Annotated in this window: 14 protein-coding genes; 7 read left to right on the top strand and 7 right to left on the bottom strand. The window is 71.4% G+C overall.

Annotated features, from left to right (window positions below; genetic code table 11):
* Positions 1-63: 63 nt before the first annotated feature.
* The gene (locus tag HF024_RS12305) at positions 64-1,518 is read left to right on the top strand and encodes an FAD-dependent oxidoreductase (RefSeq protein ID WP_210723947.1); all 1,455 of its coding nucleotides are present in this window, start codon (positions 64-66) and stop codon (positions 1,516-1,518) included.
* A gap of 9 nt (positions 1,519-1,527) precedes the next feature.
* Here the strand turns inward: HF024_RS12305 and HF024_RS12310 are convergent, their stop codons facing one another.
* Positions 1,528-3,243 carry a PucR family transcriptional regulator gene (locus HF024_RS12310; RefSeq protein ID WP_168689722.1) on the bottom strand — a complete coding sequence of 572 codons (1,716 nt, stop codon included), beginning with the start codon at positions 3,241-3,243 and terminating at the stop codon, positions 1,528-1,530.
* Positions 3,244-3,330: 87 nt separating this feature from the next.
* On the opposite strand from HF024_RS12310, the gene HF024_RS12315 reads away from it, so the two are divergent.
* The 4 genes from HF024_RS12315 to HF024_RS12330 all read left to right on the top strand — a co-directional run bounded on the left by HF024_RS12315 (position 3,331) and on the right by HF024_RS12330 (position 8,425).
* Positions 3,331-4,821, top strand: a complete 1,491-nt coding sequence (locus tag HF024_RS12315; RefSeq protein ID WP_168689723.1) for a CoA-acylating methylmalonate-semialdehyde dehydrogenase — start codon at positions 3,331-3,333, stop codon at positions 4,819-4,821.
* Between the two features lie 89 nt (positions 4,822-4,910).
* Complete coding sequence (locus HF024_RS12320; protein ID WP_168689724.1) at positions 4,911-6,332, top strand: aspartate aminotransferase family protein; 1,422 nt, start codon at positions 4,911-4,913, stop codon at positions 6,330-6,332.
* A 19-nt stretch (positions 6,333-6,351) separates the two neighbouring features.
* Positions 6,352-7,455, top strand: a complete 1,104-nt coding sequence (locus HF024_RS12325) for an NYN domain-containing protein (RefSeq protein WP_085371342.1) — start codon at positions 6,352-6,354, stop codon at positions 7,453-7,455.
* Positions 7,456-7,489: 34 nt separating this feature from the next.
* On the top strand, positions 7,490-8,425 hold the full coding sequence (locus HF024_RS12330) for an NADP-dependent oxidoreductase (RefSeq protein ID WP_168689725.1): 936 nt from the start codon (positions 7,490-7,492) through the stop codon (positions 8,423-8,425).
* Between the two features lie 19 nt (positions 8,426-8,444).
* Here HF024_RS12330 and HF024_RS12335 read toward each other — a convergent pair whose 3' ends face one another.
* From HF024_RS12335 to HF024_RS12345, 3 genes are read right to left on the bottom strand one after another with little or no spacing between them, the layout of a single operon-like run.
* Entirely contained in the window at positions 8,445-8,732 is a 288-nt protein-coding gene (locus HF024_RS12335; RefSeq protein ID WP_085371344.1) for a DUF4287 domain-containing protein, read from the bottom strand.
* A 3-nt stretch (positions 8,733-8,735) separates the two neighbouring features.
* Entirely contained in the window at positions 8,736-9,068 is a 333-nt protein-coding gene (locus HF024_RS12340) for a hypothetical protein (protein WP_168689726.1), read from the bottom strand.
* Positions 9,069-9,072: 4 nt separating this feature from the next.
* The gene (locus HF024_RS12345) at positions 9,073-9,432 is read right to left on the bottom strand and encodes a hypothetical protein (RefSeq protein WP_085371346.1); all 360 of its coding nucleotides are present in this window, start codon (positions 9,430-9,432) and stop codon (positions 9,073-9,075) included.
* A gap of 122 nt (positions 9,433-9,554) precedes the next feature.
* On the opposite strand from HF024_RS12345, the gene HF024_RS12350 reads away from it, so the two are divergent.
* Positions 9,555-9,800: a hypothetical protein gene (locus HF024_RS12350; protein WP_085371351.1), complete on the top strand. Its 246-nt coding sequence runs from the start codon at positions 9,555-9,557 to the stop codon at positions 9,798-9,800.
* Between the two features lie 6 nt (positions 9,801-9,806).
* Here HF024_RS12350 and HF024_RS12355 read toward each other — a convergent pair whose 3' ends face one another.
* Positions 9,807-10,286 (bottom strand): nucleoside deaminase, encoded by a 480-nt coding sequence (locus HF024_RS12355; protein WP_168689727.1) that lies wholly within the window; start codon positions 10,284-10,286, stop codon positions 9,807-9,809.
* Between the two features lie 52 nt (positions 10,287-10,338).
* On the opposite strand from HF024_RS12355, the gene HF024_RS12360 reads away from it, so the two are divergent.
* Complete coding sequence (locus HF024_RS12360) at positions 10,339-11,748, top strand: MFS transporter (protein WP_247597100.1); 1,410 nt, start codon at positions 10,339-10,341, stop codon at positions 11,746-11,748.
* Between the two features lie 101 nt (positions 11,749-11,849).
* On the opposite strand, the gene HF024_RS12365 is transcribed toward HF024_RS12360, so the two are convergent.
* Together HF024_RS12365 and HF024_RS12370 are read right to left on the bottom strand one after the other, a co-directional pair.
* Positions 11,850-16,676: a hypothetical protein gene (locus HF024_RS12365; RefSeq protein ID WP_168689728.1), complete on the bottom strand. Its 4,827-nt coding sequence runs from the start codon at positions 16,674-16,676 to the stop codon at positions 11,850-11,852.
* Positions 16,673-20,827 carry a hypothetical protein gene (locus tag HF024_RS12370; protein WP_168689729.1) on the bottom strand — a complete coding sequence of 1,385 codons (4,155 nt, stop codon included), beginning with the start codon at positions 20,825-20,827 and terminating at the stop codon, positions 16,673-16,675. Before HF024_RS12370 ends, HF024_RS12365 begins: the two co-directional genes overlap by 4 nt.
* Between the last annotated feature and the right edge of the window lie 146 nt (positions 20,828-20,973).

Here is a 20,973-nt window from a genome sequence, read left to right on the forward strand (position 1 = left end):
TGTGGGGACCGGAACCGGGATCAGCCCCGGGACCGTCACCCGGCGGCGGAAAGGGCGAGTGGCGTGGGCAGCACCGTATTCGAGAGGAACCGGCCGGACGCATCCACTGTGCGGCACGCGCTGAGCGGCACCAGGCAGGCCGTGTTCTGGACGGAGGACGCGCCCGGCGACGCGTACCCGACGCTCACCGGCGACATCAGCTGCGACCTCGTGGTGGTCGGGGGCGGGTACTCCGGGCTGTGGACGGCGCTGCTCGCCAAGCGCGAGAACCCGGCCGCGCGCGTCGTCCTGCTCGAAGCGCGCAGGATCGGCTGGGCGGCGTCCGGACGAAACGGCGGCTTCTGCGAGGCGAGCCTCACCCACGGGGAGGAGAACGGCCGCAGCAGGTTCCCCGCCGAGTTCGACCAGCTGCAACGGCTCGGGATGCGCAACCTCGACGAGATCGAGGCCACCGTCGCGGAGCTGGGCCTCGACGCAGGGTTCGAACGCAACGGCGCCATCGACGTGGCCACGGAGCAGCACCAGGTGGAATGGCTGCGGGAGGCGGCAGCGGAGCCGGCGGACGGCGACGCAGCGGCGGACGCACCCTCCCCCTCCAGCACTCCTACCGTCCGTTTCCTCGACGGCGACGCCGTGCGGGCCGAGGTGCACTCCCCCACCTACCTCGCCGGGCTGCTGCGCACCCGCGACTCGGCCCTCGTGCATCCGGCGAAGCTCGCCAGGGCCCTCGCCCGGGCCTGCGTCGACGCCGGGGTGGAGGTGTTCGAGCACAGCCTGGTGCTGAGCATCGGCGACGGCACGGTGATCGAAACCCCGCACGGGGTGGTCAGGGCGGAGCGTACGGCGCTCGCCACCAACGTGTTCCCGAGCCTCCTGAAACGGAACAGGCTCGCGACGGTGCCCGTGTACGACTACGTGCTGATGACCGAGCCGCTGACGGATGCGCAACTCGCCTCCATCGGCTGGTCGGGCAGGCAGGGCATCGGCGACTCGGCGAACCAGTTCCACTACTACCGGCTGTCGCAGGACAACCGCATCCTGTTCGGCGGCTACGACGCGATCTACCACTACGGCGGTCGCGTGCGCGAGCGCTACAAGAACAGGCCGGAGACGTTCGCGCGGCTGGCCAGCCATTTCTTCACGACGTTCCCGCAGCTCGACGGGCTCCGGTTCAGCCACCGCTGGGCGGGCGCGATCGACACCTGCAGCCGGTTCTGCGCGTTCTTCGGCACGGCCCGCGGCGGGAAGGTGGCGTACGCGACCGGGTACACCGGGCTCGGAGTGGCGGCGACGCACTTCGGCGCACGGGTGATGCTGGACCTGCTCGCCGGGCGCACCACGGAACGCACCGAACTGGAGATGGTGCGCAGCCGCCCGCTGCCGTTCCCGCCGGAGCCCGCGGCCTCCATCGGCATCAACCTGACCAGGTGGTCGCTCGACCGCGCCGACCACGCAGACGGCCGACGCAATCTGTTCCTGAAGGGGCTGGATGCGGTCGGGCTCGGCTTCGACAGCTGACCCGCGCCGTCAGCCGCGCGCGCTGCGCGCCAGGAGGGCCGCGTGCAGGGCGGACAGGGTCTCGCCGTCGTCGAGATCCATCCCGAGCAGGTCCTCGATGAGGGCGATGCGCTGGTAGAAGACCGAACGCGACAGGTGGCTGGCCGCGGCCGCCCTGGTGCGGTTGCCCGGGTGGGCGGCGTACGCGCGGAGCACGTCGAGCAGGTCGCCGCCGTTGGCGAGGTCGAAGTCGATGAGGGGCCGCAGCATCAGCTCGCTGTGCTCCTGCATGCGGGGATCCGCGCCGAGCGTGGTGACGAGTCGGAGGAGCGGTCGGTGCTCCGCGCGCAGGATCGTCACGCCGCGGGAGCGCCTGCCGTCGGCGCGAGCGATCAGCTGCCCGGCCTCCGCGATCGACGCCAGCAGGCCCGGGATGCCCGGAGCCTGCGACCCGAGAGCCACGGTCACGGCCGCCCCATCGCCTGCCGATCCATCGCCCGCCGCCCCACCGACCGCCCGGCCGATCGCCTGAGCGACGGCGGTGAGAGCGGCGTCCGTCACCGGCCGCTCCGCGCGCGACGACACGGCGAGCACGAGCATCACCTCTGTGCGCTCCGGATGCTGCGCGACGAGCACGTCGAGCCCCTGGCCGCGCGCCGCCTGCCGGGCAGCATCCGCGAGCGCTGCAGCGTCGAGACGGCCGGGACGCCCGGAGCCCTGCGAACCGCCCGAACCACCCACACCCGCACCACCACCAACCCCCACGACCGCCCCGCTCAGCACCCGCCCCGCCACGGGCAGCCCGGACGCCTCGAAGCGCGCCACCAGGCCGCTCTCGCTGGCGAAGCGGCGGCCGAGCAGCGCGCCGAGGAGGCGGTCGTGGCTCTGTCTGGTCCACTCGTCCGCATCCCGGTCGGCGAGCCTGCTGAGGGCGAGCGCGACCGCCGCCTGTTCGAGCACGTTGGAGCGTCCGGCCGGATGCGGGAGGCCGGGGAGCGCGATGAGGTGGCCCCAGCGCATCCCGCGCGCCTCGATCGGGGTGATCAGCCAGCGTTCGTCGCCCGCGCCGCGGTGGGCTCGGCGGGAGCGCTGCTCCCAGTCGGCGAGCACGACCGCGGCGGCGTCCACCCCGGACGCCGCGATGACGCGGTGGTTGAGGTCTTCGAGCACGACCGCGGCGCCCAGCGCCCTCGCCGCCTCCGCGACGATGAAGTCGGCCGGGCTGCCACGCAGGCTCAGCTCGGTGAAGAGGGCGTGGATCTCGTCCCTGGCGCGCAGGGCGACCATCTGGTCGGCGATGATGCGGGAGTGCACGGCCTCGGTGATCGCGATGAACCGCACCTCCCTGTGCAGCACGATGAACGGCATCCCCGAGGCGCGGAAGCCGTCGACGATGGCGACGGGCGGCTGCGGCATCCTGTCGCTCAGTTCGAGCACCAGGCCGGCGATGCCGCCCTCCGCGAGTCCGGCGGCGAGCGCCAGCAGCGCGTCGTCGTCCGTCGGCCAGCCCGCACCCGTCGAGAGGAGCAGTTCGCCCCCACTGACCAGCCGCGCGCTCTCGGCCGTCTCGGAGACGTGCACCCAGCGCACCGGGCGGTCGAGGCCGTCCTCCCCGGACAGCACCTCCGGCAGGGCGCGGGCCACATCGTCGAAGCGCAGGATCTCCCGGATGGTCGGCAGCACGGCCGACGAGACGGCTTCCGGACGATCTGTCTCGCCCGCCGTCAAGCTCCGACGATCTGGCATCGTCCACCCGCTTCTTTCTCTGTCAGCATTGGGATGCAAGCCTACTGTTTTCCTCCGGGCAGTTCGTCCGGAGCGTTCCGAAGGAGAATGCCTGTGGCCCTCATCCGTCACCTCATCGACGGCGTCGAGCACGGCGAGCTCGTCCGCACCGGCCCGGTGTTCAACCCGGCGACCGGCGAACGGCAGCACGAGGTCGTGCTCGGCAGCGTCGCCGACGTCGAGGCCGCCATCGCCGCGGCCCGCTCGGCCCTCCCCGGCTGGCGGGCGACCAGCCTCACCAAGCGTGCCGACGTGCTGTTCCGGCTGCGCCACCTGCTCACCGAGCGCTCCGCCGAGCTCGCCGCCATCGTCACGAGCGAGCACGGCAAGGTGCTGTCCGACGCCGCCGGCGAGATCGGTCGCGGGCTCGAGAACGTGGAGTTCGCCTCCGGGCTCATCGCGCAGCTGAAGGGCGAGTTCAGCCAGCAGGTGTCCACGGGCGTCGACGTGCACAGCGTCAAGCAGCCCGTCGGCGTGGTCGGCTGCATCACGCCGTTCAACTTCCCGGTGATGGTGCCGCTCTGGATGGTCGCGAGCGCCATCGCCTGCGGCAACACCGTCGTCCTCAAGCCGAGCGAGAAGGACCCGAGCGCGTCGGTTTTCCTGGCCAGGCTGTTCCTGGAGGCCGGCCTGCCCGCCGGGGTGCTCAACGTGGTGCACGGCGACAAGGTCGCGGTCGACACCATCCTGGACAGCCCGGACGTGGATGCGGTCAGCTTCGTCGGCTCCACGCCGATCGCCCGCTCGATCTACCAGCGCGCGAGCGCGAACGGCAAGCGGGTGCAGGCGCTCGGCGGCGCGAAGAACCACATGGTGGTGCTGGCCGACGCCGACATCGACGCGGCAGCGGATGCCGCCGTCTCCGCGGCATACGGATCGGCCGGAGAGCGCTGCATGGCGGTCAGCGTGCTGGTCGCGGTCGGCGACGTCGGCGACCGGCTGGTGCCCGCCATCGCCGGCAGGCTCGACGCGCTGGCGATCGGCGACGGCACGGACGCCGCCAGCGAGATGGGCCCGCTGATCACCGCCGAGCACCGCGACAAGGTCGCCTCCTACGTGGCCGGAGCGGAGGCGGAGGGCGCGACCGTGGTGGTCGACGGCACCGCGAAGCAGTTCGACGGCGACGGCTTCTTCATCGGCGTCAGCCTGATCGACCACGTCGGCACCGGGATGCGCGTCTACACCGACGAGATCTTCGGCCCGGTGCTCTCCGTCGTGCGCGTCGCCACGTACGAGGACGCCGTCGCGCTGGTCAACAGCAACCGGTACGGCAACGGCGTCGCCCTGTTCACCCGCGACGGCGGGGCGGCCAGGCAGTTCGAGTTCGACGTGGAGGTGGGCATGGTCGGGATCAACGTCCCGATCCCGGTTCCGGTCGGTGCGTACTCGTTCGGCGGCTGGAAGGACTCGCTGTTCGGCGACTCCCACATCTACGGGCCGGAGTCGTTCCACTTCTACACCCGCAGCAAGGTGGTCACCACGCGCTGGCCCGACCCGCTGCACTCCACGATCGAGCTCGCCTTCCCCGGCAACTCCTGACCGGCGACCCCGCACCGGCGACCCCGCACCGGGGACCACTGACCGGCGCACCCGCCGACCGCACCCCCAGCACCAACAGGACGGACAGCATGACCGACACCACCGCATCCACCGCATCCACCGCACGCACCGGATTCCTGGACAGGCACGGCGTCGAGCATCCCTTCGGCGACAGCGCGGCCGAGACGCAGGTGCGCTCCGACGACCGCGGCCACGTCTTCCACTCGTGGAGCGCCCAGGCACAGATCGACCCGCTGCCGGTCGCAGCGGGCGACGGCTCCACGTTCTGGGACTACCGCGGCACCGCCTATCTCGATTTCAGCTCGCAGCTCGTGAACCTGAATCTCGGCCACCAGCATCCGGACCTGGTGCGCGCCATCCAGGAGCAGGCAGGACGGCTAGCGACCATCCAGCCGTCGATGGCGAACGACGTGCGCGGCGAGCTGGCCAGGCGGATCGCCGAGGTCGCGCCCGGCACGCTGAACAGCGTGTTCTTCACCAACGGCGGCGCGGACGCGAACGAGTACGCCGTGCGGATGGCGCGCAGGGTGACCGGTCGCCGCAAAGTGCTGTCGATGTACCGCTCGTACCACGGCGGAACCGGCGCGGCCATCGCGCTGACCGGGGACCCCCGGCGCTGGGCGAACGAGCCGAGCGACCCGTCCGTCGCCCACTTCTTCGGTCCGTACCTGTACCGGTCGGCGTTCCACGCGACCACGCAGGAGGAGGAGACGCAGCGCGCGCTCGAACACCTGGAGAGCGTGATCGTGCTCGAGGGTGCTGCGACCGTCGCGGCCATCGTCATCGAGACCATCGTGGGCACCAACGGCGTGCTCGTGCCCCCTCCCGGCTACCTGGCCGGGGTGCGCGCGCTCTGCGACCGCTACGGGATCGTGTACATCGCCGACGAGGTGATGGTCGGTTTCGGCCGGATCGGCGAGTGGTTCGCGGTGGACGCGTTCGGGGTCGTCCCCGACCTGATCACCTTCGCGAAGGGCGTCAACTCGGGGTACGTGCCGCTCGGCGGCGTGGTCATCTCGGACAGGATCGCGGAGTTCTTCGACGACGTGGCATTCCAGGGCGGGCTGACGTACTCCGGGCATCCACTGGCCTGCGCGGCCGGGGTGGCGACGTTCGAGGTGTTCGAGCGCGACGGCATCCTGGAGCGGGTGCGCGATCTCGGCGAACGCGTGGTCGAGCCGACCGTCACGGGCTGGCTGGACACGCACCCGTCGCTCGGCGAGGTGCGGGGGCGCGGGCTGTTCTGGGCGCTCGAACTGGTGCGCGACCGCGAGACCAGGGAACCGCTCGTGCCGTTCAACGCCGCGGGAGCGGACGCCGCCCCGATGGCCGAGCTGGCGGCCGCCTGCAAGGCGGAAGGGGTGTGGCCGTTCATCCACTTCAACCGGATGCACATCGCGCCTCCGCTGGTGATCGGCGAGGACGACCTGCGGCGCGGACTCGCCGTGATCGACGCCGCACTGACGGTCGCCGACCGCTACGCCCAGTGATCGGCGTTATCGTTGGGCCATGACCGAACCCGGAGACGGCCGCGTCGCCGTGTATATCGACTTCGACAACATCGTGATCTCGAGGTACGACCAAGTCCACGGCCGCGGCCAGTTCATGCGCGACAGACAGAAGGCGGCCGGCAAGACCGACCCCACCTTCACCGCGAAACTCGCTGAGGCGACCGTCGACATCGGCGCGGTGATCGACTTCGCCTCGTCGTTCGGCACGCTGGTGCTCACCCGCGCATACGCGGACTGGTCGGCAGCGGTCAACGCCGACTACCGCGGGCAGCTGGTCGGCCGCGCCGTCGACCTCGTGCAGCTGTTCCCCGCCGCCGCGTACGCGAAGAACGGCGCGGACATCCGGCTGGCCGTGGATGCGGTCGAAGACCTGTTCCGCCTGCCCGACCTCACGCACGTGGTGATCGTGGCGGGAGACTCCGACTACATCGCGCTCGCCCAGCGCTGCAAGCGCCTCGGCCGGTACGTGATCGGCATCGGCGTCGCCGGGTCGACCAGCAAGTCGCTCGCCGCGGCCTGCGACGACTTCGTGACGTACGACGATTTGCCGGGGGTTGCCCGGGATGAGGACGCGGAGTCCGTCGAGGTGACAGCTCCGGATGCGCCTCCCGCGGCCGGGCGCGCCGCATCCGTCGTCGAGCCGGTCGCCGTGGGGAGTGCGGCCTCGAAGGCTTCCGCGGCCGACACGGCCACCGTGACCGACGCGGCAACCGAGCCCGCAGCCCCGAAGCGGCGCCGGTCCACCAAGGCGGCCGCGCAGGAGCCCGCTCCGGAGCCCGTCGCTGAGCCGGCCCCGGAGGAGCCGGTCGAGGAGGAGCGGGAGGACCCGCAGCTCGTCGCCACCCGGCTGCTCGCCCGCGCCATGCAGCTCGGCCACGAGAAGGACGACGCCGAGTGGCTGCACAGCTCGACGGTGAAGGGCCAGATGAAGCGAATGGACCCGTCGTTCAGCGAGAAGTCGCTCGGGTTCCGGTCGTTCAGCGATTTCATCAAATCGCGCAGCACGCTGGTCGAACTCGACGACAGTTCGACAGCGCAGATGCTGCGGCTCGCACCGACGAGGGCGGCGCGCCGCGCTCAGCATTCCGGTCGCGTGTCCTGAGCCGGCGTTCAGGTCGGGGGAATTGGATATGGCTATGGCACGACGTTGGGTGGCGACACGCTGGGGCGGACTGGACGGCTGGGAGTTCCAGGAGGTGGAACTCCCGCAACCCGGGCCGGGTGAGGTGACGATCCGGGTGACCGCGGCCGGCGTGAACCCCGCAGACTACAAGCACGTTTCCGCGCCTCGACCCGGCCTGGAGCTTCCGGCCCCCGTCGGCTACGAGGTGGCGGGCGTGCTGTCCGCGGTCGGCCCGGACACCGAGATCGCGTCGGGAGGAGGGGCCGTCGGGGATGCCGTGGTCGCCTTCCGCATCGCGGGCGGATACGCCACCGAGGTGATCGTGCCGGCGGCCGACGTGTTCGCGAAGCCGCCGCGGCTCGACGATCCTGCGGCGGCGAACCTGCTGCTCGCCGGTTCGACCGCATCGCAGATGCTGCACACCGTCGGCGTGCGTGCCGGGGAGACGATCATCGTGCACGGCGCATCCGGTGCCGTCGGGGTGAGTGTGCTGCAGCAGGCCGCCGAGCTCGACGTGCATGTGATCGGAACGGCGAGCGAGGCCAGATTCGCCGAGGTCCGCCGGTTCGGCGGCACACCCACCGCCTACGGTCCCGGACTGCTGGACCGGGCACGCGAGGCCGGTCACGGGCACATCCGGGCCGCCCTCGACTGCGTCGGCACCGATGAGGCCATCGACGTGTCTCTCGAACTCGTGGCCGACCGCAACCGCATCGTCACCATCGTCGCCGCCGCCCGCGCGGCCGAGGAGGGCTTCCACGCCATCAACGGCGCCCAGCCGGAGAGTGCCGCATACCGGGACAGCGTGCGAGCCGACCTGCTCGCCCTCGCCGGGAGCGGACGCCTGCAGGTGCCCGTGGCGCGCACATACCCGCTCGCCGAGGCGATCGAGGCGCTGACGTTCCTGAAGGACGGGCACCCCGGCGGGAAGATCGCCCTGCTGAACTGAGCAGCGGCGAACGCCGGCACTAAGCCGGTTTGCTCGCCTTGCCGTCCAGCCAGAGCGTGTCGGACTCGTCCCGGTGGGCGGTGTCCACCCCGACGAACTTCGCGTCGATCTTCGGACCCTTGGTGATGACGTGCACCAGCGCCATCCCGTGCCCGCGACCCAGGTCGAAGTCGGTCTTCAGCCACTCCAGGATCGGTCCGGCCTTGGTGTCCTCGCCGAAGCCGTGCTCGTGCGCCAGAGCGATGAACTCGCGCGGCGTCTTGCCGGTCTTGTCCTCGATGTTGTCGAGATATGCCTGGAACGACATGCGTCAGCTCTCTCTCGCGTGGGCGTTCAGATGGGCGGCGGCCTGCTCCTCCGGCATGATGACCATGCCGCCGGTGCGCTGGCTCGACTGCAGCAGCGCTTCCATCCACTGTTCGTTCAATGTGGGCGGCCTGCTGCCGGCGAAGACGAACGCCATCGGGATCTCGCGGCTGATCCAGAGGCTGATCCTGCCGCCGCCCTGCTCCGGCGGGATCTCCCAGTTGAGCAGGAAGCTCTCGTGCCTGCGCAGCTTGGTGACGAGCGCGATCTTCACGTGCGAGAGCACGCGGTCGTCGAACTCGAACTCCTGGCCGTGGCCGTAGATCAGCGTGCCCATCCGGTCACTCCGATCGTTTCGAACGCGCCGCCCGGTATGTGCCCTCCGGCACCTCCTGACGGATCTCGGCCCGCAGCTCGTCTTCGAGCAGGAGACCGGAGTTGCTGTTCGCGCGCTCCGTGAGAATGGTCAGCCACTCACGGTTCAGCTCGGGCAGCTGCGTGTGCGTGAACGCGAACTGGATGCTGATCGACGGGTCGAGCCAGATGGATCGCAGGCTGCCGTCGACCCCTGACCGGTCCACCCACAGCAGAAGGAACCCTTCGCGGCGGCGCAGTTTGGTCGCTATCACTGCCTGCAGGTGTGCGAGCACGCGATCGTCGAACGTAAAGCTGTCTGTCCCGTCGTAGATCAGTGTTCCCAATTAAGTTCCTCTCCGGGGTCCACTTTCGCCTCCGGGAGGCACCTCGTCAAGTCGGATCGCTGTTTCACTTCCGTGCGCGTTTCTCCGCGTGTCGGCGCCCGGGCGGACGTATGCTCCGCGACATGGACGCTCTCACGCGAACCATCAAAGCGGCCCTCCTCTACGAGGACGGGGCGACCCTCGACAGTGTCGTCGTCGTCCCGCTGATCGGAGGCTGCCCTCCCGGGGAGATCCGGGTGGCGACGACCTTCGCCGGCGCCTTGGCCTACGACGTCTACGAACTGGACGACGACGAGGAGTTCTCGTCGATGCCCGCATATCCGTACAAGGCGACGGTGCCGGTCACGACCGCCGACCTGACCGACTGACCCGCCCTATCCGGCCACCGAACGCTGCAGCAGCCTGCGCACCTCGTCGTCGAACGGCGCAACGGGACCGTCCACCGGAACCCCCGGCGCTACCGTCTGGATGGGGAGCGCGCTCACCGCGGAGACCGGGGCGCCCCAGGATGCGCGCCACCCGCTGATCTGCTCCGCCGACGCTGCGTAGACGATCCGCCCGAGCCCGACCCAGGCGTGCGCCGCCGAGCACATCGGGCAGTGCTCCCCCGACGTGTAGACGACTGCGGCGGCACGCGCATCCGGTGACAGGTTCCTGACCGCCCAGCGCGCGAGCTCGAACTCGGGATGCAGGGTCTCGTCCCCGCCGCCGACCCTGTTGCGGTCTTCGGCGAGCACCGCGCCGTCCTCGCCGACGAGGACCGACCCGAAGGGCTCGTCCCCCGCATCCAGTGCCTCGGCCGCGAGCTGCACGGCCCTCGTCAGGTGGCGCCTGTCGTCGTCGCTGATGCTCATGCCGCCACCATAGCCCCGTGGTCGTCGCCGCTGTCGTCGTAGGCTGGAGGGCGTGACCGAAGCCAGACGCCCGGGCGCCGCCGTCGCAGCGCTCAGCGTCGGGACGCTGCTGAACCCGCTCAACTCGTCGATGATCGCGGTGGCGCTGGTATCGCTGCAGCACAGCTTCCGGGTGGACATCGCCACGGTCACCTGGGTCATCACGTCGTTCTACCTGGCGTCGGCGGCGGGCCAGCCGCTGATGGGACGCTTCGCCGACCGGTTCGGCCCACGACGACTGTTCCTGTTCGGGATGCTCGTGGTCGCCGTCTCCTGCGCGCTCACCCCGTTCGCGTCGTCCTTCGTCGCGGTCTGCGCCGGACGGGTGGCTCTCGCCATCGGAACGGCGACGGCGTTCCCGTCCGCCATCGCGATGCTGCGGTCGATCACGGAGGCGGCGAGCGGTGGCGGCGGTGGCGCAGGGTCTCGGGCGGCGACGCCACGGCTGCTCGGGCGCATCCAGATCGCCAACACCTCGGGGGCCGCCATCGGGCCGGTGCTCGGCGGGGTGCTGGTGACGTTCCTCGGCTGGCAGGCGATCTTCTGGGTGAACGTCCCGATCGCCGCCGTCGCGTTCGCCGGGGTGTGGCTGTTCGCGCCGCGCGACCCCGAGCGGATGAAGGCGCCGCTGCGGCAGGTGGTGGCCGAGTCGGACATCCCGGGCATCGTCGCGTTCGTGACGGCGCTGGCGACGCTGCTGGTGTTCCTGCTCGACCTGCGGCCGCAGCCGCTGTGGTGGCTGCTGCCGGTGAGCATCCTGGCCGGTGCGCTGTTCGTCTGGCGCGAGCTGCGCACCGCCCATCCGTTCCTCGACCTGCGGCTGCTCGCGGCGAACCGACGGCTGCTGATGGTCTACCTCTGCTTCGCGGTGTTCAACGTGGTCTACTACTCGGCGTTCTTCGGCCTGCCGCAGTACCTGCAGGAGTACGGCGGATACTCGGCGGGCATCGCCGGGCTGCTGATGTTCCCCCTCGCGGCGGTGACGATCGTCGCCACCCCGTTCGCCGCGCGCGCCATCGAGCGCGTCGGCGTGCGAACCACCCTGCTGTGGGGAGCGTCGGCGCTGATCGTCGGAGCCGGGCTGCTCGCGGTCGGGGCGGCGACGACGGCGCCGGTGGTGGTGCTGGTGCTCACGGCCGTGCTCGGCGTGCCGTACTGCGTGGTGAGCATCGCGATGAACCAGGCGCTCTACTCGGCGGCCAGGCCGCAGGATGCGGGCGTCGCGGCCGGGATCTTCCAGACCTCACGCTACGTCGGGGCGATCGTGGCGACCACGATGCTCGGGCTGCTGTTCACCGACGGGACGACCGCATCCACGTGGCTGGCGGCGGTGGGCATCGCGACCGGGCTCGCCGTCGTGCACCTGGCGCTGCTCGTCTTCGTGCGCCCGCGCGGCACGGCGGAGGCGTCGCCCGCTCCGTAGAAGCGGAGACGGTGGCCGACACGCCGCGGCGCACTCCGCAACAACGGAGATCGCGCGCGACGTGCCCCGCGATCTCCGCGCGAGCGGCGCCCGCCCCCGCGCTACAGCTCCACGTCGGCCGCGAACACGAGGCGCTGCTCCCAGACGCGTCCATCCGGGTAGACGCGCGTGTCCTCCGGCGCAGGCGGATCGCCGGGGAAGCGTTCCCACTCCTCCACGTGCACCCGCCAGCCCGGGTTATGGCCCGGCCTGCTGAGCGGGATCACCACTCCGGCGTCCAGCTCGCCCACCCAGGCGCCCTCGAACGCGTTCGCTCCCGTGCCACGCAGCACCAGCTCGCCGGTCGCCACCGTGCGCCAGCCCAGATCGCCGCCGATCGACGGGTCGACGGTCTGGATGCTCGCCACCAGCAGCCGGTTCTCGTCCGCCGGGCGCGCGAACGCCCCCTCCAGCCCGAACCGCGGCGCCGTGGTGTCGCGGGTGATCCCGCGCGTCCCGCTGACCACCACCCTGACGTGCGTGTCGTCCGTGCGGCTGACGCTCGCGATCCGCTCGGGGGTGAGCTGCACGAAATCGCAGCGCACCGGCGACGACAGGTGCTCCCCGGCGACGCTGTCCGGCTGGTAGCGCGCCACCGCGAGTCGCACGAACGGCCAGAACGCCGTGCCGGGGTCGATCGCGATGTCCACGAACCAGAGCTTCCGCTCCGCGCTGTACTGCGGCCGGTAACCGACCGCGAGCACGTTCCTGTCAGTGACCCCGGCGGGGAGTGGGAGAGATACAGCCGGGGTCACCGGTCGGCCGGGGCGCGGCTCGTCGTCGATGCCGGAGGCGTGCAGCAGATCGTCCAGCTGCAGGGTCTTCAGCGGCCGGGCGGCCACGGGGGCGCTCAGCCAGATCGGGTCGCCGCCCCACTGGCTCACGTACGGGAAGCCTGTACCGGGATCGTCGGCCGGTTCGCCGAAGGCGTCGTTCCCGTTGGCCGCGAGCAGCACCGCGAGCAGCTCGCCCTCCCCGCTGGAGTACCACGGGCGCTGCAGGTAGATGCGCACCCCGGCCTGCCTGGTGACGCGCCGCGCCATCGGCTGCTCGGGTTCGACGCCCTCGTTCCAGCGGAACAGCGGAAGCACCGAGTGGATGAGCGGAGCGGCAGGGCGCGCGCTCGACGGCACGGAGACCTCCACCGTCTCCCCGATCACGCTCGCGCCGTCGTCCAGCGGATTCGCCGGATCGCCGCGCAGCAGCTCCGGCGCGAAATACTCGCGGAACCGCGTCGCCGCCCGGAAGAAGTACGAGACGCGGCGGTGCTTGGTGTCCGCGAACCGGTGCGTGGACTCGTGGGTGCGCAGCGGACCGTAGCCGGGAAGCGTCACGACCGCGTCGTGCCCGGCGAGCACCGCCACCTGCTCGTCGGCGACGATGGCCGTCGTGAACGCGATGGCGTCGGTGTGGCTGGTGGACGGCGCATCCTGAGCGATGTCGTCGACCGGCTCGTCCCACGACGCCTGCGCGGTGATGCTGTCCGTGCTCTGCCCGTCGACGTCGACCCCGCCGAACAGGAACGCGGAGGTGTCCCCCGGCAACCGGAAGGCGTGCAGCACGGTCGGCCGCGGTGCGACGAGCGGGCGGGGCACGGCGTGCACGAAGGTGAGGTCCTCGAACGGGCTCAGCCCCCACAGCCAGCCGTCGACAGCGGCCTCGCGCACCTCCGGCGTCTGCTGAAGCACGGCGGCGAAGCTGCGCCAGACCCCCAGCCAGTCGAGCCGGGAGCGCACGAGGCTGCTCGCCAGCCGCGCCCGCTGCACATCGCCCGGGGGCAGCACGAACCGGATGCGGCCGCTCGCGACGGCGGAGTCGAGCACGTCGCCGCCCTCCAGCGACAGCAGGAACGGCTGCCGATCCGGCCAATCGCCTCGGTATGCCGCGGTGAACCCCTCCGTGCCGAACGGGAAGCGGATGGTCCTGCCCGCACCCGCCTCCGGGAACACGAGGCTGACGCCGTCGGCCAGCGGGTCCGGCAGATACGGCAGCTCCAGCTCGTCGACGTCGTGCACCACGTACTGCCCGGGAGCGGGCGCGTCCCCCGGCCGCAGGCGCAGCCGCTCGACCGCCGGGTCGGGATCGGGGAGCTCCCCCGGCCGCAGGGCGAGCATCCTGAGCCCGTTTGCCGGGGAGGGCACGGGCTGGCTTCCGTCCGCTTCGAGGGTCTGACTGAGCAGCGCCATGCCCGGTTGCTGGATGCGCGCGCCAACCGTGGAGAGGTCGGCCACGTCCACGTCGAAGAAGCTGCCGTTCTCGCGGAGGATCGCGGCGAGCGCCTCTCGTTGCGCTGCCGCACGCTGCGCCGCGGTCTGGCCGTCGCCGATGGCCGCGTCGAACTCGCCGTGCTGCTCCGCTTGGATCTGGCTGGTCTTCGGCGCAGCCAGGTGGCGTTCGGTGTCTGCGCCGTAGCCGTGTGCGGCGTCGACGCTCGCCGCGTATGCCGCAGGCTCCGTCACAGTGATCGCGAGGGTCTCCGGATCCTGGGTCACGCCGGAGCGCACCACGAGCACACGCAGAGACTCCCCCTCCGTGAAGCGGCGGCGCGGCACCAGGGCCGGAGACGGGACGGGGTCCCAGCGCAGGAACGGGACGAGCGGGGTCACCTTCTTCATCGCGGCGCGGAGCGCTGCGGCGACCACGGCGGGGTCGAGCGCGGCACCGGCCCCGCCCTGGAACTCGGGCTGACCGGTGAGCTGGGCGGCGGCGATGGCGGCGAGCCGCGACGGGTCGCGCGTGATCGTCGGCTCGGCGAACGGGATCGCGGGGTCGACGACGGCCGCGGCGAAGGCCGCATCCACGAGACTGCGGCGGTCGGCGGCTCGGCCGAAGGCGGCCGCCGCGCCCGCCGTCTGCCTGGCCGCGGCCGGGCCGGCCTGCGCCGTCGCCCGCACCCGGGCGAGCAGCCCGTCGATCACCGCACTCGGCGCGGCGCCGGTGGGCGCGGCCGCGAACGCTCCGCGCAGGGTCTCCGCCGCATCCGGTTGCCTGTCGTCGGCCTGGATGGTCTCCTCGGTCGTGAGCGCCGCGTCCTCCACCGCGAGCCGCGCCTCGTGCAGCGCGGCCGTCCCGTCGCGCAGCCCGGACAGCACCGGCCCGATCGTCGCGCCCGGTGCGTCGAAGAGCGGAGGCGGCACCGTCTGCAGCCCGGCGAGCAGCACCTCCGGGGGCGGTCCAGGCGGAAGCGGCTGCGGGTTGAGCTCGTCGGCGCGGGTGTTGCCGGCGAGGTCAACCTGCCAGGCGCGGAACGCGTACGACCGCCCGAACCGCAGCCGCGGCAGCGTTCCGGGAGCCACCCGGTTGGCGAAGCGCAGTGGATGCGTCGGGTCCGGCACGTCGTCCGGCACGTCTTCGACCACCTCTACCGTCTGCTCGCGTCCGTCGACCACCTGCTGCTCGTTGCGCACGCGCTTGCCCGGCCGAGGAGCGGACAGGCTCCACCCCTCCCAGCCGAACACCGCCTCGTGCACGTTCACCGGGTTCGCCGGATCCCCCGGCGTCTGGTTGGCCGCCGTCCCCTGGATGAAGCCCTGCTCGGGGAGCGCCGTGAACACCGGGGTGTACGTGCCGTCGTCGTGGCGGGCGTCGATGTCGGCGAGCCGGGCGTGCAGCGACGACCATGTACGCACGGTGTCGTCCCAGACCTCCACGCGCATCCCGCGGGTGACCTGCTCGGTGAACAGGTCGGGCACGGCCGTGGTCTCCAGGGCGGCCTGGTGCGCCAGCTGGTCTTTCGCGCTCTGGGCCTCCTCCGCGCGGGAGACGGTGAGCCCGCTCGCGCGCATCGCGGGGGTGGCGGCATTGACCGGGTCGTCGTTGTCCTGCACGTGCAGCAGCCGGGGCAGTGTCCAGAGGAATCGCTCCGTCTTGAGCGCTGTGCCGTCGGCGTCGAGGTCGAGCACCGAGAACAGGCTGTCGTCGCCGATGGCGAGCGATCCGTCGATCCAGTCGCCGGTCTGCGCGACCGTCACGAACGTGCCGTCGCCGAGGGCGCGCACGAACACGTGCGTCGGGCGGCACGCCGCGGCGTACCCGCTGACCGTCAGCACCGCGCTCAGCCAGCGCGACGAGAGCAGCCTCGCCGGGTCTGTCACCCGCAGGTCGATCACCAGCCCCGTCTTCCTCAGCAGCGCTGGGTGGTCGCCGATCGTGCCGACCCGCTCGTGGAACTCCGGGCCCTGCCGAGGGAGACCGACCGGCTGGGTGTCCGGCATCTCCTGATACGGCTGCGCGGACTCGGGCCGCTCGTAGTACCGCCTGGCGCGGTGCAGCTCGCCGAGAGCGCGCAGGAACCAGTCCTCGTTCGCGGCGATCCTCCGCGAGATCTCCTGCGGCTCCGCGTCGGTCTCGATCGACTCGTCCAGGAACGCCGTCAGCCTGGCCTCGTCGAACTCGGGCCTGCGGCGGTCGTCCCCTCCGTGCACCGGCCAGCGCTGCGCCATCCCGAGCGCCTGCTGGGCCAGTGGATGCGCGGACGGCGCGGGCGGGCTCGTCGGGTCGGACAGCACGGTCGCCAGGTGCACCAGCTTGCCGATGTCGTGCACCGACCGCGCGGAGAACCCGCGCCACCTGTTCTGGTCGAGCCGAGGGACGGGGTTGCCTCTCACCGGGGTGTCCGGAGGGAAGATCGTGTCCCAGACGCCCGCATCCGGTGCGAGCGCCGCGGTGGTCGCGACGGTGCAGTCGATGGCGCCTGCGTCGTCGGCGAGCTCGATCGTGAGCCCGTCGAGCACCTGCGCCGCCCAGTGCGGGAACAGCGCGAACGTGTCCAGCCTGGCGGTCGCGGCATCCGGCACCAGCTTCGGGCTGACGAACACCGAGACGTGGGCGTCGGCGTCCGGCCTCGTCGACCGAGGGAGCACGGTCGTCATGAATGTCTCGGTGCTCATGCCGGCACCCCTTCCGCGCCGAATGCTTCGCAATAGTCGCTCCACGCCGGTGATGTGCCGTCCGGCTCGCACATCACCTCGCGGAAACTCGGGTCTCCGTTCGAGCCGGCGAACTGCCGTTCGGCGCTGATCTGCACGGAGGCGGAGAAGAACAGCACCTTCACCTGCACCGTGATCGTCGCCCGGCCGATCATCTTGCCGGTGTTGAACTGGTACACGAGCTCCATGTAGAGCTCGATCGACGCGGAGATGAGGCCGAGCACATCCACTTCGCCGCGCAGCCGGAAGTAGCCGGTGAGCGAACCCTTGTCCGCCTCCAACCGGATGTAGATGCCGATCATCGCCGAGATCGACCCGGAGGCGACCCCCAGGTCGACGGCCAGGCACGCCCCGGCCTCCAGCCCGATCTCCAGGATCTCCAGCTTCTTCGGCCCGATGCGCATCCCAAACCAGCCTCCGCCGCCGAGGAACACGACGGCGAGTGTGAACGGCCGCTCCCTGGTGCAGAAGTTGAACCCGACGGTGACGCTCTTGCCGAGGAACGGCACCTGCACGTCGGCGCCGAGCGACATGTTCGACAGGTTGAAGACACCGATGGCCACGTTCGGCAGCGCGAGCGTGAAGCCCGCGCTCAGGCCGGACGGAGACACGTCCAGGAACGGCGGATCGGAGAACCCGTCGAACGGGATCAGCTCCTTGATCACCTCCACGAACGAGAGCAGGCCGACGAACTTCAGGTCGCCGAGCACCACGTCCACGTCGGTCTTGCCGTTGGAGCCCGCCTTGAACGACATGTGCTCGAACGGCACCCGGATGAGCGGGGCGCCCGGCAGAAGGTTCAGCTGGAAGTCGCGCAGCTCGGCGAGCACGTCCACCGTGACGTCGCCTGTCGCGCTCGCCCGGCCGTCGATGGCGATCACCAGGCTGTCCTTCTGCAGGCTCAGGATGGGGTCTCCCGCCGGCCACGACCGCATCTCCGGCTTCCACTCGAACCGGAAGCGCACCTGCGGACTGTCGGAGGCGAGGCCGCGGAGGAAGTCGATGGCCTTGAGCGCAGCATCCACGTCGGCGACGATCGGGTCGATGGCCTTCTTCAGCGACGCCAGCTGGTTGGCGGCGAACACCGGGAGGCCGCCGATGGCGAGGACCCCGTCGAGCGCGGCGCCGAGTTGCCCGATGGCGCCCTGTAACTCAGCGGGCGTGACGGTCGGCGGCGACGCCACCGCTCCGGCGAGCTGGCCGGGGAACGCGGTCACGAGCGACACGATGGTGTTCTTCGACGCCAGCACGCTGTCCCGGATCGCCGTGGCCTTCGCCACCGCGTCCTGGGAGCGGTCGGCCGCCTTGTCGACGGCGAGCTGCGCATCCCGCACGGCCTGCTCCACCGCATCCCGCAGCCGTTGCACATCGTCGAGGAAGCCCTCGATCAGCTGCACCGCCTGGGAGACGACCTTCGGCAAGGCGAGCGGCTCCCCGGTGACCGCCTCGATCACGTCCACCAGGTCGACCAGCCCGAACAGTTTGGGCAGCGCGCCCTTGAGATAGTCGACGGGGTTGAAGTCGAGGTCGATGGCGTTGTCGATGTCGCCGACCGGGCCGGACAGCGCAGAGACGCCGCGGATCGGCAGGTTCGGCGCGACGAAGCCGCCGCCCTTGTCCGTGCCGCTGGTCGAGCCGGCCCCGCCGAACGACAGGGAGGGCAACGGGATGCCGTGCGCGGTGAGGTCGGGGAAGTCCGCTGCCGTGATGGTCCCGTCGTCCGCCAGGACGTTCGCCCACACCTGGCCGGGGTTGCCGGCGTCCAGCCCGGTGGAGAGGAACTGCTTGGCGTACGAGACCGGCAGGCTCGGCGTGGCGGACAGGTGCTGCACGGCGGGGAGCACCACGTCGGCGGAGCTCATCGTGGGGGTCGACGAGCCGACCACCGGGGTGCCGAGCAGCCGGACGGTCTGCGTCTCCGCCTGCGCGTCCCCCGCTCCGGTCGACGGGCGCGGCGCGAACGCGATCCGCTGTCCGTGCGCCGCCACCTCCCTGTCCGGGTCGGTGTCGTATTTGGCGTGGATGACCGTGGCGAAGTCGGGCGGCTGCACGGACTCGCTGACCCACAGCATCGGGAAGCTCAGCCGGATCGGCTGCGTGTCCCTGTCGACGGTGTTCACGACCCAGCGGAATCGCTGCCCGCCGATGGTCGGCCAGAACGACGAGTTCTCCTGCGCGCCGGGGTCGTCGATCACCGGGGTGACGGACGGCTGCAGCTCGATGGAGGCGAACGGGAAGTCCCGCTGACCGGCGTAGCCGCGCGAGCGCTCCAGCAGAACGATGAACTTGCGCTGGTACAGCCCGGCGTACGACCCGCCGGTCGCCGCTTTCATCTTCCGCTCGGTGACCTTGATCAGCGCCGCCTTGTGTCCGAGCGGGAACAGGTATCCCGGATATGCGACGCGCACGTACTGGTCCCGGCCGAACGGAGCCTGGTGGTCCCAGGCGAGCACCGAGGCGAGACCGGCGAGCGAGTATGGCAGGGTGGGCCAGGCGCCGTGCAGGTCGAGGGTCGCGCCGAGCCCGGACAGCCACAGCGCCTTCGCCCCGACCGGGAGGGGGTCGATGCGGCTTCGCCGGTTTTTCGCCAGCCACGACTCGGAGGTCTGCCGCACCAGCCGGTGGCGGTCGGCGGCGTTCAGCGACGCCCGGAACGGCGCATCGCCGCCGAGCGGGGGGACCGTGAACGCGCCTCCCGCCTGGTCGATGGCCGCCGACTGCCACTGCGCGGCGGTGACGCTGTCCCTGTCGCGCGTCCAGATCGCGCGCACCACCCGGTGGTCGGCGTCCCGCTCATCCGGTGCTGCTGGATCGTCGGAGGCGACCCCGAGCCGCGAGTGCCACAGCTCGACGAACCCGGGAGCCGTCGCACTCGGCACGGGTGCGACGGCGTGCGCCCAGCGGCCGTCTGCGGTGGGCGAGATCATCAGCCGGAACGGCGCCTCGATGGCGGTCTGCCCGCGATCCGGCTTGTCGCTGAGGATGGGGCGGGTGCGCGGCAGGTTCCCGAAGCCGCCGCCCAGGATCGGGCCGTCCAGGATCGGGCCGCGCGGCACGGCATCGACCAGGTCGCCGTCGAGCCCGCCGAGCTTCACCCCGTCGGACACGACCGGGCGGACGGCGGACAGGGAGGCGCGCACCTGCCCGAGCGCCTTCGCGTTCGAGACGAGGTTGTCGAGCGTGACGGGACCGGCGACCTTCCGCTGCTGGGCGGCGGTCACCGTCTCCAGGACCACCCCGCCGCCGGTGAGCGTGGCGAGGATCCCCTTCCCGACGACGACGCGCTGCTCGAACCCGCCCGCCTTCGCCCCTGCGCCCTGCTGGGCGGCGGCCGGGTTGTCGCCCGGGTTCCACGGGGCGGGCGCCGTTCCTGACGGCGCGGCCAGGGGATGCAGTACAGGCTCGAGCCGGGTGATCGCAGCCAGGAGGCCCTCCGACGTGAACGGGATGCTCTCGCCGTCCGGAATCGCGAACACCAGCCGCGACCCGCGCGCCGGACGGTGCCCGACGATCGGATGCACGGTCGCGCCCGGCGGGGACGGCGTCGCCGGGTCTGCGATCGGCTTCCCGGTGACGGGGTCGACGATGAGCGCCGGCGGACCGGTGGGCGCCTCGTAGAGCGCCTCCTCGTGCAGGTGCTGGAACGCGAAGTCGACCGTCATGGTGGACGGGTGGGCGGCGTCGGGGGCGCCGGGTGCGGGCGCGGGTGCGCCGGGCGCGGGCGTTGGCGTGATGGTCGGGTTGGCGCCCTCGGTGAGGGTGCATCCGGTGAAGGTGACGGTGAGGGCGAGCAGATCCTCCGGACGGATCAGGTCGGCGACGATGTCTGTGCTCGCTGCGAGGTCCGGCCCCCCGAACGCGATCCCCGGATGGCCGACCCTCCTCCACGACGCGGCGAAGCGCAGGGTGGGGGTGATGGTGGCCGGGGGCGCCTCGGGTTCGGCTTTCGCCGGCGCCCGCCGGCCGCGCGCGGCGCCGGCTTTCGCGGTCCCGGGGTCTGCCGCTGCTTTCGAGCGTCTCGTGGACCCGGCCGCGGGTGTCGGTGCGGCCCCTGCGCCGCCCGTCGCGCGTAGTTCGTCCTGCCGTTTTCTGTTGTTCTGCCCTGCAGACATGGGCTCACCGTTCTCATCGAAAGTCTTGGAAAGTCTTCGAGAGCAGGGTGTCCGCTTCAGCCCGGCGGCTGGAACGATGCCGTTGACGGAGAAAGTATGCTCCGGCACCCACCGTCTGCGCCAGGGTTTTCTGAGATTTCTTCGAC

The sequence above is a fragment of the Leifsonia sp. PS1209 genome (assembly GCF_012317045.1).
GTDB lineage: Bacteria > Actinomycetota > Actinomycetes > Actinomycetales > Microbacteriaceae > Leifsonia.

Coding starts and splice junctions, on each gene's coding strand:
- HF024_RS12310 (WP_168689722.1), bottom strand. CDS start 3,243: ATGCCAGATCGTCGGAGCTTGACGGCGGGCGAGACAGATCGTCCGGAA.
- HF024_RS12315 (WP_168689723.1), top strand. CDS start 3,331: ATGCCTGTGGCCCTCATCCGTCACCTCATCGACGGCGTCGAGCACGGC.
- HF024_RS12320 (WP_168689724.1), top strand. CDS start 4,911: ATGACCGACACCACCGCATCCACCGCATCCACCGCACGCACCGGATTC.
- HF024_RS12325 (WP_085371342.1), top strand. CDS start 6,352: ATGACCGAACCCGGAGACGGCCGCGTCGCCGTGTATATCGACTTCGAC.
- HF024_RS12330 (WP_168689725.1), top strand. CDS start 7,490: ATGGCACGACGTTGGGTGGCGACACGCTGGGGCGGACTGGACGGCTGG.
- HF024_RS12335 (WP_085371344.1), bottom strand. CDS start 8,732: ATGTCGTTCCAGGCATATCTCGACAACATCGAGGACAAGACCGGCAAG.
- HF024_RS12340 (WP_168689726.1), bottom strand. CDS start 9,068: ATGGGCACGCTGATCTACGGCCACGGCCAGGAGTTCGAGTTCGACGAC.
- HF024_RS12350 (WP_085371351.1), top strand. CDS start 9,555: ATGGACGCTCTCACGCGAACCATCAAAGCGGCCCTCCTCTACGAGGAC.
- HF024_RS12355 (WP_168689727.1), bottom strand. CDS start 10,286: ATGAGCATCAGCGACGACGACAGGCGCCACCTGACGAGGGCCGTGCAG.
- HF024_RS12365 (WP_168689728.1), bottom strand. CDS start 16,676: ATGAGCACCGAGACATTCATGACGACCGTGCTCCCTCGGTCGACGAGG.
- HF024_RS12370 (WP_168689729.1), bottom strand. CDS start 20,827: ATGTCTGCAGGGCAGAACAACAGAAAACGGCAGGACGAACTACGCGCG.